Origin of the sequence: Rhodoplanes elegans, assembly GCF_016653355.1 — a bacterium.
GTDB lineage: Bacteria > Pseudomonadota > Alphaproteobacteria > Rhizobiales > Xanthobacteraceae > Rhodoplanes > Rhodoplanes elegans.
On record NZ_NHSK01000027.1, the window covers coordinates 1 to 12027 of the forward strand.

General features: G+C 69.5%; 14 protein-coding genes. 5 read left to right on the forward strand and 9 right to left on the reverse strand.

Annotation, left to right across the window (positions count from 1 at the left end):
• Positions 1 to 75 precede the first annotated feature (75 nt).
• Both soxA and soxX read left to right on the forward strand, forming a co-directional pair.
• Entirely contained in the window at positions 76 to 810 is a 735-nt protein-coding gene (gene soxA, locus CCR97_RS01590; RefSeq protein WP_244670206.1) for a sulfur oxidation c-type cytochrome SoxA, read from the forward strand.
• An 8-nt stretch (positions 811 to 818) separates the two neighbouring features.
• Positions 819 to 1508 (forward strand): sulfur oxidation c-type cytochrome SoxX, encoded by a 690-nt coding sequence (soxX, locus tag CCR97_RS01595; protein ID WP_201159247.1) that lies wholly within the window; start codon positions 819 to 821, stop codon positions 1506 to 1508.
• A gap of 309 nt (positions 1509 to 1817) precedes the next feature.
• On the opposite strand, the gene CCR97_RS01600 is transcribed toward soxX, so the two are convergent.
• Complete coding sequence (locus CCR97_RS01600; protein WP_420826049.1) at positions 1818 to 2402, reverse strand: thioredoxin family protein; 585 nt, start codon at positions 2400 to 2402, stop codon at positions 1818 to 1820.
• Positions 2403 to 2522: 120 nt separating this feature from the next.
• On the opposite strand from CCR97_RS01600, the gene CCR97_RS01605 reads away from it, so the two are divergent.
• Positions 2523 to 3110: a hypothetical protein gene (locus tag CCR97_RS01605; RefSeq protein ID WP_111360238.1), complete on the forward strand. Its 588-nt coding sequence runs from the start codon at positions 2523 to 2525 to the stop codon at positions 3108 to 3110.
• A 147-nt stretch (positions 3111 to 3257) separates the two neighbouring features.
• Here CCR97_RS01605 and CCR97_RS01610 read toward each other — a convergent pair whose 3' ends face one another.
• Positions 3258 to 3995 carry a cytochrome c biogenesis CcdA family protein gene (locus tag CCR97_RS01610; protein ID WP_111360236.1) on the reverse strand — a complete coding sequence of 246 codons (738 nt, stop codon included), beginning with the start codon at positions 3993 to 3995 and terminating at the stop codon, positions 3258 to 3260.
• 171 nt (positions 3996 to 4166) lie between these two features.
• Here CCR97_RS01610 and CCR97_RS01615 point away from each other — a divergent pair, with 171 nt between their 5' ends.
• A complete protein-coding gene (locus tag CCR97_RS01615) occupies positions 4167 to 4565 on the forward strand; it encodes a thioredoxin family protein (protein ID WP_244670205.1) in 399 nt (132 codons plus the stop codon).
• A gap of 175 nt (positions 4566 to 4740) precedes the next feature.
• Here CCR97_RS01615 and CCR97_RS01620 read toward each other — a convergent pair whose 3' ends face one another.
• The 5 genes from CCR97_RS01620 to CCR97_RS01640 all read right to left on the reverse strand — a co-directional run bounded on the left by CCR97_RS01620 (position 4741) and on the right by CCR97_RS01640 (position 9783).
• Positions 4741 to 5841, reverse strand: coding sequence for a YeeE/YedE family protein (locus CCR97_RS01620; RefSeq protein WP_338049047.1), 1101 nt, complete (start codon positions 5839 to 5841; stop codon positions 4741 to 4743).
• Between the two features lie 263 nt (positions 5842 to 6104).
• The gene (nrdR, locus tag CCR97_RS01625; protein WP_111356603.1) at positions 6105 to 6581 is read right to left on the reverse strand and encodes a transcriptional regulator NrdR; all 477 of its coding nucleotides are present in this window, start codon (positions 6579 to 6581) and stop codon (positions 6105 to 6107) included.
• A 66-nt stretch (positions 6582 to 6647) separates the two neighbouring features.
• Entirely contained in the window at positions 6648 to 7952 is a 1305-nt protein-coding gene (glyA, locus tag CCR97_RS01630) for a serine hydroxymethyltransferase (RefSeq protein ID WP_111356602.1), read from the reverse strand.
• Positions 7953 to 8157: 205 nt separating this feature from the next.
• Positions 8158 to 8355: a DUF6898 family protein gene (locus CCR97_RS01635; protein ID WP_111356601.1), complete on the reverse strand. Its 198-nt coding sequence runs from the start codon at positions 8353 to 8355 to the stop codon at positions 8158 to 8160.
• 72 nt (positions 8356 to 8427) lie between these two features.
• The gene (locus CCR97_RS01640) at positions 8428 to 9783 is read right to left on the reverse strand and encodes a L,D-transpeptidase family protein (protein ID WP_111356600.1); all 1356 of its coding nucleotides are present in this window, start codon (positions 9781 to 9783) and stop codon (positions 8428 to 8430) included.
• 332 nt (positions 9784 to 10115) lie between these two features.
• Here CCR97_RS01640 and CCR97_RS01645 point away from each other — a divergent pair, with 332 nt between their 5' ends.
• Positions 10116 to 10481 carry an argininosuccinate lyase gene (locus CCR97_RS01645; RefSeq protein ID WP_111356599.1) on the forward strand — a complete coding sequence of 122 codons (366 nt, stop codon included), beginning with the start codon at positions 10116 to 10118 and terminating at the stop codon, positions 10479 to 10481.
• 321 nt (positions 10482 to 10802) lie between these two features.
• Here CCR97_RS01645 and ldtR read toward each other — a convergent pair whose 3' ends face one another.
• On the reverse strand, positions 10803 to 11315 hold the full coding sequence (gene ldtR, locus CCR97_RS01650; protein ID WP_111360698.1) for a transcriptional regulator LdtR: 513 nt from the start codon (positions 11313 to 11315) through the stop codon (positions 10803 to 10805).
• Positions 11316 to 11623: 308 nt separating this feature from the next.
• A partial coding sequence (locus CCR97_RS01655; protein WP_201159249.1) for a DUF2147 domain-containing protein occupies positions 11624 to 12027 on the reverse strand: 404 nt, incomplete at its 5' end.

Consider the following 12027-nt stretch of genomic DNA (forward strand, 5'->3'; position numbering starts at 1 on the left):
CAGCCCCCTGCCGCCGCGCCGCCCGCGGCCCAGCCTCCCGCACCGGCGCCGGCGGCCGAGGAGGACGCCGACAAGCTGCTGGAAAAATACCGGGCCATGATCTCGGACCCGATGTCGAACCCCGGCTATCTCGCGGTCGACTCCGGCGAGACGCTGTGGTCGACGGCGCGCGGGCCGAAGAACGTCACGCTCGAGACCTGCGACCTCGGCAAGGGCCCCGGCAAGGTCGACGGCGCCTATGCCGAGATGCCGCGCTTCTTCGCCGATGCCGGCCGGGTGATGGACGCCGAATCCCGCATCCTGTGGTGCATGGAGACCATCCAGGGCATCGACACCGGCCCGATCCGCAAGAAGCCTTTCGCCTCCTCGGGCGGCAACCCGGCGACCGAGATCGAGGCGCTGGTCGCCTTCGTCGCCAACAAGTCGAACGGGATGAAATACGCGGCCAAGATGGAGCACCCGAAGGAGCGCGAGGCGGTGGCGCTGGGCGAAGCGCTGTTCTACCGGCGCTCCAGCATCAACGACTTCTCCTGCCAGACCTGCCACGGCCAGGAGGGCCAGCGCATCCGGCTGCAGACCCTGCCGTACTTCGACACGCCCAAGGCCGCGCAGGCGACCATGGGATCGTGGCCGACCTACCGGGTGTCGCAGGCGTCGCTGCGCACCATGCAGCACCGCATCTGGGACTGCTATTGGCAGATGCGCATGCCGGACGTCGGCTACGCCTCCGAGGTGACGATCGCGCTCGCCGCGTATCTCACCAAGCGGGCCGAAGGCGGCGCCATCGAAGTGCCCTCCATCAAGCGCTGAGGACCCCGATGACCAGATTGTCCTTCGCGGCCTCGGCCGCCACAGCGGTCGCGGCCGCACTCCTGATGTCCGGCCCGGTCCTCGCCGCCGACACGCCGTCCACCACGGGCGCCGGCACCGGTGCCGCCGCGCCGGCGGCCGTCGAGGTCGCCCCGGGCATCACCCGCGAGCGGCTCGAGCAGGCGGTCGCGGCCGCCTGGAAGAACCTCCCGCCGGACCTCGCGGCGCGCGTCGTCCAGGACGAGACGATGGCGGTGTGCTCGCAGTACCGCAATCAGCCGCCCCAGGCCGTCGCCGACGCGATCCTGGCCCGCGAGAAGCAGAACGTCACCTATCCGGCGGACGGCAAGTATCTGGGCAGCTGGAAGAACGGCGAGAAGCTCGCGCTCTCCGGCTTCGGCGGCCGCATGGGCGACAATCCGAAGCAGGCGAACGGCGGCAACTGCTACGCCTGCCACCAGCTCGCGCCGACCGAGATCAGCTACGGCACGTTGGGGCCGAGCCTTCTCGGCTACGGCAAGCTGAAGGGCACGACGCCGGAGGCCCAGAAGGAGGTCTACGAGCGGGTGTTCAATGCCCAGGCCGTGTTCGCCTGCTCCAACATGCCGCGCTTCGGCCACAACAAGTTCCTGACGATGGAGCAGATCAAGGACGCGGTCGCCTTCCTGCTCGATCCGGAGTCGCCGGTGAACAAGTGAGGACGAGCGCGGTCGTGCGAGGATGTGAAGACGTGAGGACGTGAAGACTTTCGCCGACAAGAGGCGCCCCTCCCTCTCCCCGCGCGCGGGGAGAGGGTGGCTCGCCTCGAAGAGGCGAGTCGGGTGAGGGGGCGTTTCCGCAAAGCTCGGACTCGCGCAAGCAGAGACTCACGCAAGCAGAGACTCACGTAAGCCGAGACTCGCGTAAGCAGAGACTCGCGGCGATGCCCCCTCACCCGACATCCGCGCGGGACGCGCGAATGTCGACCTCTCCCCGCGCGCGGGGAGAGGTGAAGAAGGCGCCGCTCCTCACGCCCCCTGGGCGCGGAGATAGTCGCGCAGCGTGCCCTTCTCGTAGGCCTTCTCGGCGACAAAGCGGAACAGGGCCTGGAAATGCTTCGGCTCCAGATAGCCCTGCGCCCGCGCCACCTCGCGCTCGCGCGGCGCCTTCGCCTTCATGGCGTCGACGCTCTCGCCGAAGAACTGGAAGGTCGGCGTGAATCGCACGCCGTACTTCTCGGCGAGCCGGCGCTCGGAGAGCGTCTCGCCGTCGAGGTCGACGACCTTGCGGTCGCCCGCGACATTGAGCTGGAGGACCTCGAAGTTCTTGCGGATGTAATTAGCGATCGCCGGATCGCCGAGATTCTTGATGTGCGTCTCGCGGCAGTAGGGGCAGCCGCGCAGCTCCCACATCACGGCGAGCCGCTTGCCGTTCTGGCTCGCGAGCGCGACGTCGTCGGCGAGCTCGAGCAGGCTCTGCAGGAACCAGTCGACATGCGGCAGCCCGTCCTCGTTGAGCTTCAGCGCCTCGGCGCGCAGGCTCATCGGGGACACGACAGGACCCGCGAGCGCGGCGCCGATCAGAACACGACGTGAGAGCATCGACGACAGCATGGACGTTTCCTCATGAGCATTTTTCATATGGTACCGCGATTTCATATCGTCTGCACTGTCGCGTGCTTGGCTCACGCGATCCTGATCACGAGCGCAGGTCCGACGCCGACCGGTGGAGCGATGGCACAGGCGCCGAACGTCGCCGCCGACGAGTCGATTCTCGCCGATCGGCGGCTCGCCGCCGGCTATCTGCGCACCGGCAACGGCGACCTCGCGGCGCTCGCGCTCGAACGGCTGCAGAAGGCCCTGCCCGCCCCCTACAAGGACCGCGTCGCGACGGCGCTCGCGGCGATCGACGCCGGCGATCTCGCGGCCGCCGCCGCCACGACCGAGGCGCTGGCCGCCGATCTTTCCGCGGCCCGCCGCGCCGCCGGCACCCGCCTGCTGGCCGACTGCGTGCGCGAGCTGTCCGACACGTTTGCCTCGCTCGACCGGCATCGCACCAAGGCCCCCGATCTCGCCGATGCGGCGCCGGGCGCTGCGATCACGACGGCCGCGAAGGACAGCGACGCCGCCTTCGCGCGCTGCGACGCCGAAGCGCCGGCGCCCGTGAAGGCCGACGCCGATTTCCGCCGCATCGTCGACGGCGCCCGCGCCTCGCTCGCCCGCATCCCCGAGGCCGTCGCGGCGCGCGACCCGGACCTCCTGCATCGCTTTCTCATCGAGCTGCGCGCCTACGAGCAGATTCTGAGGTTCCGCCACGGGTGAGGCCAGCGCGGAACCGGCCGACCTCCACGCCTTCGTCATGGTCGGGCTCGTCCCGGCCATCCACGATCTTGCGTCTGGCAAGTCAGGACAGACGTGGATGCCCGCGACGAGCGCGGGCATGACGGGCCGAGGACGGGACGGCCGCACTCATCCGATCCTGCCCAGCGCCGGGACTGTCTCCAGCAGCCAGCCGGCGATGTCGGCCATCGTGCCGGTGAAGATCAGCACGCCGGTGATGATCAGAAGTCCGCCGATCACCTTCTCGACGGCGCCGAGATGGCCACGGAAGCGCTTCAGGAAGCCGAGGAACGGCCGCACGAACAGGGCCGCCGTCAGAAACGGCAGGCCGATGCCGGCCGCATAGGCGGCGAGCAGTCCGGCGCCTTGCCCGGCCGAATCCTCGGCGCCGGCGATCAGCAGGATCGAGGCGAGCACCGGGCCGACGCAGGGCGTCCAGCCGAACGCGAAGGCGAGCCCCATCACGAAGGCGCCGAACAGCCCGGCCGACTGGCCGCCGAGCCCGAACCGCGCCTCGCGGTAGAGCAGCGGGATCCTGATCAGGCCGACGAAGTGCAGGCCGAGCACCACGATGATCACGCCGGCGACGCGCGACAGGAGGGTCAAATGATCGGTCAGCAGACGGCCGAGCAGCGAGGCGCTGGCGCCGAGCGCGATGAACACGGCCGAGAAGCCGGCGACGAAGAACAACGCGCGCAGGAAGGCCCGCGCCGTGGTTCCCGGCCGCGGGGTGTCGCCGGCGAGCTCGTCGAGCGAGGCGCCGGCGAGCCAGGTGAGATAAGGCGGTACCAGCGGCAGCACGCAGGGACTGAGGAACGACAACAGGCCCGCCAGGGCGGCGGCCGCGAACCCGACCTCGAGCGACATCGTTTCCCCCTGTCCGGCCGCATTCTTTTTCGCGCGGCACTCGTGCTTCTCGTCGGGCGCATGGTGACGCGAAGCCGGTAGCGTTGCAATCATTCGGTATCGTGCATCCGTGATCCAGGCTCGGCGCCCCGGCACGTGCGCGGCGGCGGCCCGTCGTGGTATCCTGCCGACATGACGACCAGCCTTCCCTCGCGCCGCACCGCCCTCCTGCTCGCCGCCGCAGCCGTCGCCACGACGGCCGGACGTCCCGGCGTCGCCCGTGCGGCCGCCGAGCCGCGCGCCACGCTCCTCTATGTCCGCGAGGTCGGCTGCCCGTGGTGCCGCGAATGGGACGCCCGCATCGGCCCGATCTATCCGAAGACGCCGGAGGGCCGCCGTGCCCCGATCCGCGAGGTCGAGAAGCGCGACGTCCCGACTTCGGGCCTGACGCTCGCGCGCCCGGTGCGTTACACGCCGACCTTCGTGCTGGTCGTCGACAAGGCCGAGCTCGGCCGCATCGAGGGTTATCCGGGCGAGGAGTTCTTCTGGGCGCGGCTGGCGAAGCTCATGGAGCTGCTGCCGGCAGAATGAACCGCAACCGGTGTGCTCGTGTCCCGGGCGCGGCGCGACGCGCCGTGACCCGGGACCCAGAGCGATCGAAACGAGGCGATTATCCCGGCGCCCCTGGGCCCCGGCTCTGCGGCGCATCGCGCCGTTGGCGCGACGCGCCTTGTCCGGGGCACGCAGCAGAGCGTCGCCGAAAAGCCTACCCTGCCCGTCCCGAGGCCGGCTCGGCGCCCGGCGCACCGGCGGCAGCCGGCGTCTCGCGATCGATGAGGAAATCGGTGATCCCCGCCGCGAGCCAGATGCAGGCGAGCGTCACCCAGGCGGTGAGCGCGAAGATGGCGCCGCCCGACACCCCCGCCCCGACCGCGCAGCCGCCCGCCAGCATGCCGCCGAAGCCCATCAGCACGGCGCCGACGATGTAGCGGCGCATGCTCTGGCCGTCCTTGAAGCCCTGCAGCACGAACTCCTTGTAGAGGAGCGCGCCGACGAGCGAGCCGAGGAAGACGCCCGGCACCAAGCCGATGTCGAAGTTCCACACCATGCGCGACTGGTCGAGCACGAACATCAGCGTGTCGGCCGACGGCCCCGTGAACGTGATGCTGGTCACCCGGGCCGGCGAAAAGCTCGCCTGCGAAATCGTGTAGGTCACGAGCCAGCCGACCGCCACCATGCCGCCGACGCCGGACGCCGTGAACCAGCTCGACGCCGGCAGCCTGCTCTTCACGGCATAGAAATAGGCCGCCGCGCACCACACGACCCCGAAGGCGAGCGCGTGCTCGTGGCCGAGGCCGAGCACGACGAGCAGATCGCGGGCGCCGGCGCCGTCGATCGTCCACCAGCCCGTGATGGTCTCGCGCAGCGGCGTCAGCGCCCCGCGATAGGCCGATTGCGCCGTCACGGCCATCACCAGCCCGGTGACGAGGGCGCGCAGGTTTCCGGTGGCGGACAGCACGAGCAGCCGGCTGGCGCAGCCGCGCGTCATGATCATGCCGGCGCCGAACATCAGCCCGCCGAGGATCGCCCCCGACAGGCTGCCGCGCTGGGCGAGCTGGCGCGCCTCGGAGACGTCGAGCAGCCCCATCAGGATGAAGGCCTGGGTCCACACGACGGCGGTTGCGAAGGCCATCAGCCAGATCGCCACCTTCTGCCCGACCTCGCCGTGAAAGAACTCGATCGAGGCGGCGCGCAGGCAGAAGCGGCTGCGCTGGGCCGCGAAGCCGAAGGCGGCGCCGACCGCGACCCCGGCGAGCGCCAGGGTCGGCCCTTCCCCCACCTGCTCGATGATCGTGATCAGGTCCACGCGTCGCCTCCGCCGGCCTTCCGTGGCCGCGCGGGACGAGCATGCGTTGCGCGGAATATGAGAACCTTGACAATCCGCAACGTCGGCGGCGGTGGGCGCGCGAGCTAAAGGGCGGGCGCCCACACGATCTTTCCGCCGACTCGCCCCCATCTCCGCTCATGCCCGCGCAGGCGGGCATCCAGAGCCGCACGTCGTGCGGCCCCTGGGTCCCCGCCTTCGCGGGGACGAGCGGACTCAATGGCAATGTCTCGCAACAGCGGGCGCTACCGCGCCGGCGGCTCGTCGTCCTCGGCGCCGGCGAGCTCGGCGAGCGCCTGCTCGAAGTCCTTGGCCTCGCGGAAGTTCTTGTAGACCGAGGCGAACCGCACATAGGCGACATCGTCGAGGTCGCGCAGATGCGCCATCACGGTCTCGCCGATCGTCTCGGCCGTCACCTCGCCCTCGCCGATGCTCTCGAGGTCGCGGACGATCTTGGAGATCGTCTGCTCGACCCGGTCGGGATCGACGTTGCGCTTGCGCAGCGCGATCTCGATCGAGCGCGCGAGCTTGTCGCGATCGAACGGTACCCTACGGCCGTTGCGCTTGATCACGGTGAGCTCGCGCAGCTGCACCCGCTCGAAGGTGGTGAAGCGGAAGCCGCAAGCGAGGCACAGCCGGCGGCGCCGAATGGCCGAGGAATCCTCGGTGGGACGCGAGTCCTTCACCTGGGTGTCGAGGCTGCCGCAGCTCGGACAGCGCATCGTGGATCCCCCGTACCTTTCGGCTCCTCGGGCCCGTGAGCCCCGGCCGGCCCCGCCGGCCTCGCCTCAGTCCTGGTAGATCGGGAACCGGCCGACCAGCCGCTTCACCTTCTCGCGCACCGCCGCCTCGACCAGCGAGTCCTCGTCGGACTTCTTCTGCGAGAGGACGTCGAGGACCTCGGAGATCATATCGCCGACCTCCTTGAACTCGGCGACGCCGAAGCCGCGGGTGGTGCCGGCCGGCGTGCCGAGCCGGACGCCCGAGGTCACCATCGGCTTCTCGGGGTCGAACGGGATGCCGTTCTTGTTGCAGGTGATATGGGCGCGCCCGAGCGCCGCCTCGGCGACCTTCCCGGTCAGCTGCTTGGGCCGCAGATCGACCAGCATGAGGTGCGTGTCGGTGCCGCCCGAGACGATGTCGAAGCCGCGGGACTTCAGGGTTTCCGCAAGCGCCTTCGCGTTTTCGACGACGTTCTTCGCGTAGACCTTGAAGGACGGCCGCAGCGCCTCGCCGAACGCCACCGCCTTGGCCGCGATGACGTGCATGAGCGGACCGCCCTGCATGCCGGGGAAGACGGCCGAGTTGATCTTCTTGGCCAGCGCCTCGTCGTCCGACAGGATCACGCCGCCGCGCGGGCCGCGCAGCGTTTTGTGGGTCGTCGTGGTGACCACGTGGGCGTGCGGGAACGGGCTCGGATGCGCGCCGCCCGCCACCAGGCCGGCGAAGTGCGCCATGTCGACCATCAGATAGGCCCCGACCTCGTCGGCGATCTCGCGGAACGCCCGGAAGTCGATCACCCGCGGATAGGCCGAGCCGCCGGCGACGATCAGCTTCGGCTTGTGCGCACGGGCGAGCTCGCGCACCTGGTCCATGTCGATGCGGTGGTCGTCGGGGCGCACGCTGTAGGGCACCACGTTGAACCACTTGCCCGAGACGTTGACGGGCGAGCCGTGGGTCAGGTGGCCGCCGGCCGCGAGGTTGAGCCCCATGAAGGTGTCGCCGGGGCTCAGGAGGGCGAAGAACACTGCGGCGTTGGCCGAGGCGCCCGAGTGCGGCTGCACGTTGGCGAAGCCGCAGCCGAACAGCTTGGTCACCCGCTCGATCGCGAGCCGCTCGACCACGTCGACGTACTGGCAGCCGCCGTAATAGCGCTTGCCCGGCAGACCTTCGGCGTACTTGTTGGTGAGCACCGAGCCCTGCGCCTCGAGCACGGCGCGGCTGACGATGTTCTCCGAGGCGATCAGCTCGATCTCGTCACGCTGCCGGCCCAGCTCCTGCTGGATCGCGCCGAAGATCTCCGGATCGGCGTCTCGAACACTGGCGGAAAAGAAGGATTCAGCTTCGACGGAAGCCGGTTTCGTCACGGACATCGTGGTCTCCTGGCGCCGCGGGATGCGCGAGAATGGCGCCTCGACAGGCGGGTCCCGGGGTGTGTTTGGGCCGTCGGATTAGCATATCGGCCGGCGACCGCCAAGTTGTAGGCCGCCGCGCCGCCGCCCGGCTCTAGATATTGGGGGCGGCCCCGCCGGCTGGCGGCGCGCCCGGTCGGATCGCGGAGATCGTCGTCAGCCGGCCTCAGCCGCCGCCCTCCTGGGCGAGCCGGCGCTCCAGCTTGCGCAGGGCGAGCCGCTGCAGGTCCGAGCGCGGCGTCGTCAGCGGCCCCATCACGATCACCTCGATGCCGGTGGCCCCGTCGATCGCGGACACCCGGACGGCGCCGCCGACCGCGGTCATCTCGAAGAACACCTCGCGACCTGCCGATTCGTCCGCCATCCCGGGCCTCGCAGCGTGGGTCCGCGAGGGTAGCAGATTCCCGCACCGAGGGGCGGAGCCTCCGGGCGCCCCCTACCCGCGCGACGCCGCGCCCTGGCTGGCGGCGAGGCCGTCGCGGGAATAGATGTCGTCCCGGAACTGGACGACGCCGTCGGGCGTCACCCAGGCCGTCACGTAGATCCAGTGGAGCGGCACCGGTGTCGCCAGGCGGGCGTCCTTGCGCTCGCCGGACTTGATCACCGCGTCGATCTCGGCGCGCGACCAGCCGGGCGTGTCGGACAGCAGCCACACGACGAGCTCGCGCACGTTCTGGACCCGCATGCAGCCCGAGGAGTGGAAGCGGAAATCCTCGCCGAACAGGCTCTTCGACGGCGTGTCGTGCATGTACACGTCGTCCTTGTTCGGGAAGTTGATGCGGATCGAGCCGAGCGAGTTGAAGTCGCCCGGATCCTGCTTGAAGCGGTAGTTCACCGCCTCGTTCGAGTTCCAGTTGATCTGGGTCGGCTGCAGCTCGGTGCCGCGGCCGTCGAAGATGCGGATGTGGTTCTTGGTGAGATAGTCCGGCTCCTCCTGCATGCGCGGGATCAGGTCCTTGCGCACGATCGAGACCGGCACGGTCCAGTACGGGTTGAAGTTCACCTCGACGACGCGGCTCTGCAGGATCGGCGAGGCGCGGTCCGGCTTGCCGGCGACCGTGACGTGGCGCGACACCACGACGCCGCCCTCGATCGCCTCGATCTGGGCGGCCGGGATGTTGGCGACGACGAGCTTGTTGCCGAGATTGCTCGACAGGGTGCGCAGCCGCACCACGTTGATGCGCAGCTGCGCCAGCCGCACCTGGGCCGGCACGTTGAGGGCCTTGAGGGTCTGCTGGCGAACCACGCCGTCGACGGTGAGGCCGTGGCGCGCCTGGAAGCGCCGCACCGCCGCCTCGACATAGGAGTCGTAGACGTCGCCGGCGCCGGCCGCGGCCGGATCGATGTCGCCCGACACGGCGAGACGATCGCGCAGCACCGGCACGGCCGGATTGCGGTTGCCGAGCCGCAGCCGCTCGACCTGCGGCACGGTGGGCCAGCCGCCGCGCGCCACGATCTCCTCGTAGCGCGGGATGAACTGCTCGGTGGTCTGCGCCGTCGAGGGATCGAGGGTCGGCAGCGAGGCCTTGGGCATCAGGATGGTGCGCGAGGCCGAATCGAAGCCCTGGCCGAAATTGCGCCCCTGGCTCTGCTGGATGAGCTGGTCGAGCACGGCGTCGGTGCCCTGGGCGTTGGCCCGGCCGGCGAATGCTGCGAGCCCGGCCACCCCGGCCGCGAGCGCCTTGACGACCGCCCGGCGGTCGAGCTCCGTGACCTGCGACGCAACCCGCGCGGCCCCCTGGTGCAGGTGGAGCCCCGCCGCGCCACCGTCCTTCTTCACGTCCCCGTCCATCTCACCTCGCCGCGCCCCGAAAGGTCGCGCCTCGTTGGTCCGTCCGCGCGATCGTCGCGCCCGTGCGCGATCGCGCCCTGCCCCGACCGCGATCCGCATATCACCGCGATTACGGAGGCGAGCCGGCGTTTTTATGTCAGTCCCGCCCCGCGCGGACACGCGCGACATCGCCTCTGCAGCCCATCGTGGTGAAGACGTCGTGAAATGTCGGCGGGCGGGCATTGACGGTAACGGAGGGTGTTCCGTAGTGTCCCGCCGCACCGATGCGCGAATCCACGGGTCCGACGTGCTCCGTGCATCGCACCCCCCGAACGGCAACGGAGCCGATCTGCATGAGACTGAACCTTCTGTCCGCCGCCGCCCTCGTCTCGATGGTGGCGACGACGGCGCTTGCGCAAAGCCGGCAGGACTTCACGCTGATCAACCGCACCGGGTACGACATCAGCGAGGTCTACGTCTCTCCGAGCAAGACCGACGACTGGGAGGAGGACATCCTGGGCGACGACCTGCTGGAGGACGGCGAACGCGCCAACATCACGTTCAGCCGCGCCGGCAAGACCTGCCTGTGGGACCTGAAGGTCGTCTACAGCGACGACGATTCGTCCGCCGTGTGGCACGACATCAACCTGTGCCAGGTCCAGCGTGTCACGATCCGCTACAACCGCAAGACCGACACCACCTCGGCGACGTTCGACTGAGGGCCGCATCGGCGGGCGCGCCCATCGACCCGACGTAGCGTTCGCCAGCGACCCCTGGCTCTCACCGTCACCCTGAGGTGCCCGGCAAAGCCGGGCCTCGAAGGGCGACGGCCCGGGCCGCATCCTTCGAGGCTCGCTACGCGAGCACCTCAGGATGACGGGCCGAGGTCAGGGCTCTCGGTGACAGCCTTTTCAAGGAAGCCCATACTGGTCGTAGCCCGCAAACGACCGAAGCCCCGGTCCGCGCGTGGCGCGGCCGGGGCGTTCGTCGGGGGGTCGGGCGCACGGCGCCCGCCGATGTTCGTGAAGTCGGACCCGCGATCAGAGCCGATAGAGGATCTGGTCGGTCCAGAACCGCTCGAGCCGGTGCAGCGCCTTGTTGAGGGTGGCGAACTCCTCGGCGTTGACGCCGCCGACCTGCTCCACCGTGCGGACATGCTTCTGGTAGAGCGCCTCGATGATGTTGCGCACCTCGCGACCCTTGTCGGTCAGCTTGATGCGCACCGAGCGGCGGTCGACCCGCGAGCGCTGGTGGTCGAGGAAGCCCATCTCGACGAGCTTCTTCAGGTTGTAGGAAACGTTCGAGCCGAGATAGTAGCCGCGCGTGCGCAGCTCGCCGGCGGTCAGCTCCTTGTCGCCGATGTTGTACAGGAGCAGCGCCTGCACCGAGTTGATGTCGGCACGGCCACGGCGGTCGAACTCGTCCTTGATCACGTCGAGAAGACGGCGGTGAAGCCGTTCGACGAGGGTCAGCGATTCCAGGTAGAGCGGCCGGATATGGTCGAAGCGCATATCCCGCTCGGCGGGTTCCGCCGGCCTTGCGACTGCTTTCATGACGACGCCTATTGGTTGTTGTTCGACGAGGCCCTGTATTCCTCGTTCTCGACCATTACTACGCGGCACGCTCTAAAATCGGTTTAAACAACAGCATAAAGAACCGGTTTATTTGCCGAGGTAAACCAACGACTAAGGATGGAATTTCGCGTCTGGATTTTACCTTGGATTCACCGCCTTTCGACTGTGCCGGGGATGCCGGCGTCCGCGTTAACCGGCCTCCCCTGAACGGGCGCGAAAACGGCTGCGGCGGCCCCAGGGGCCGCCGCGCGCGCGATGTCGGTTCGATGAGGGGCCGGCGGGCCGGGTCAGTTCACCCGGGTCCAAGTCTGGCCGCCGCAGAACATGCCGCCGAAGGCACAGCCCTGGACGCGCATCTTGTCGGCGCCCTTCATGGCCAGCGTCGAGTCGTAGATGCCGCCGCCGCCATTGCGGGTGTCCTTGATCCGGCCCTTCCAGCCGTCGCCGGACGCCTTCATGTCGATCAGCACCTTCTCGCCGTTGCGGCCGGTCTTGGCGTCGACCGAATAGCCGCACAGGTTCTGGCCGCACGCCTCGACCCGCACCATGCCTTCCTTCTTCTCGGTCATCCACAGGCCGACCGGGCCGGTGGCGGCGACGACCGGGGCCGGTGCAGGCGCCGGGGCCGGCGGGAGCGCGGCGACGCGGTCGGTCGTCACGGGCGCGGGCGCCGGGGCGGTGGCGGGTGCGG

Coding starts and splice junctions, on each gene's coding strand:
- soxX (WP_201159247.1), top strand. CDS start 819: ATGACCAGATTGTCCTTCGCGGCCTCGGCCGCCACAGCGGTCGCGGCC.
- CCR97_RS01600 (WP_420826049.1), bottom strand. CDS start 2,402: ATGCTGTCGTCGATGCTCTCACGTCGTGTTCTGATCGGCGCCGCGCTC.
- CCR97_RS01605 (WP_111360238.1), top strand. CDS start 2,523: ATGGCACAGGCGCCGAACGTCGCCGCCGACGAGTCGATTCTCGCCGAT.
- CCR97_RS01610 (WP_111360236.1), bottom strand. CDS start 3,995: ATGTCGCTCGAGGTCGGGTTCGCGGCCGCCGCCCTGGCGGGCCTGTTG.
- CCR97_RS01615 (WP_244670205.1), top strand. CDS start 4,167: ATGACGACCAGCCTTCCCTCGCGCCGCACCGCCCTCCTGCTCGCCGCC.
- nrdR (WP_111356603.1), bottom strand. CDS start 6,581: ATGCGCTGTCCGAGCTGCGGCAGCCTCGACACCCAGGTGAAGGACTCG.
- glyA (WP_111356602.1), bottom strand. CDS start 7,952: ATGTCCGTGACGAAACCGGCTTCCGTCGAAGCTGAATCCTTCTTTTCC.
- CCR97_RS01635 (WP_111356601.1), bottom strand. CDS start 8,355: ATGGCGGACGAATCGGCAGGTCGCGAGGTGTTCTTCGAGATGACCGCG.
- CCR97_RS01640 (WP_111356600.1), bottom strand. CDS start 9,783: ATGGACGGGGACGTGAAGAAGGACGGTGGCGCGGCGGGGCTCCACCTG.
- CCR97_RS01645 (WP_111356599.1), top strand. CDS start 10,116: ATGAGACTGAACCTTCTGTCCGCCGCCGCCCTCGTCTCGATGGTGGCG.
- ldtR (WP_111360698.1), bottom strand. CDS start 11,315: ATGAAAGCAGTCGCAAGGCCGGCGGAACCCGCCGAGCGGGATATGCGC.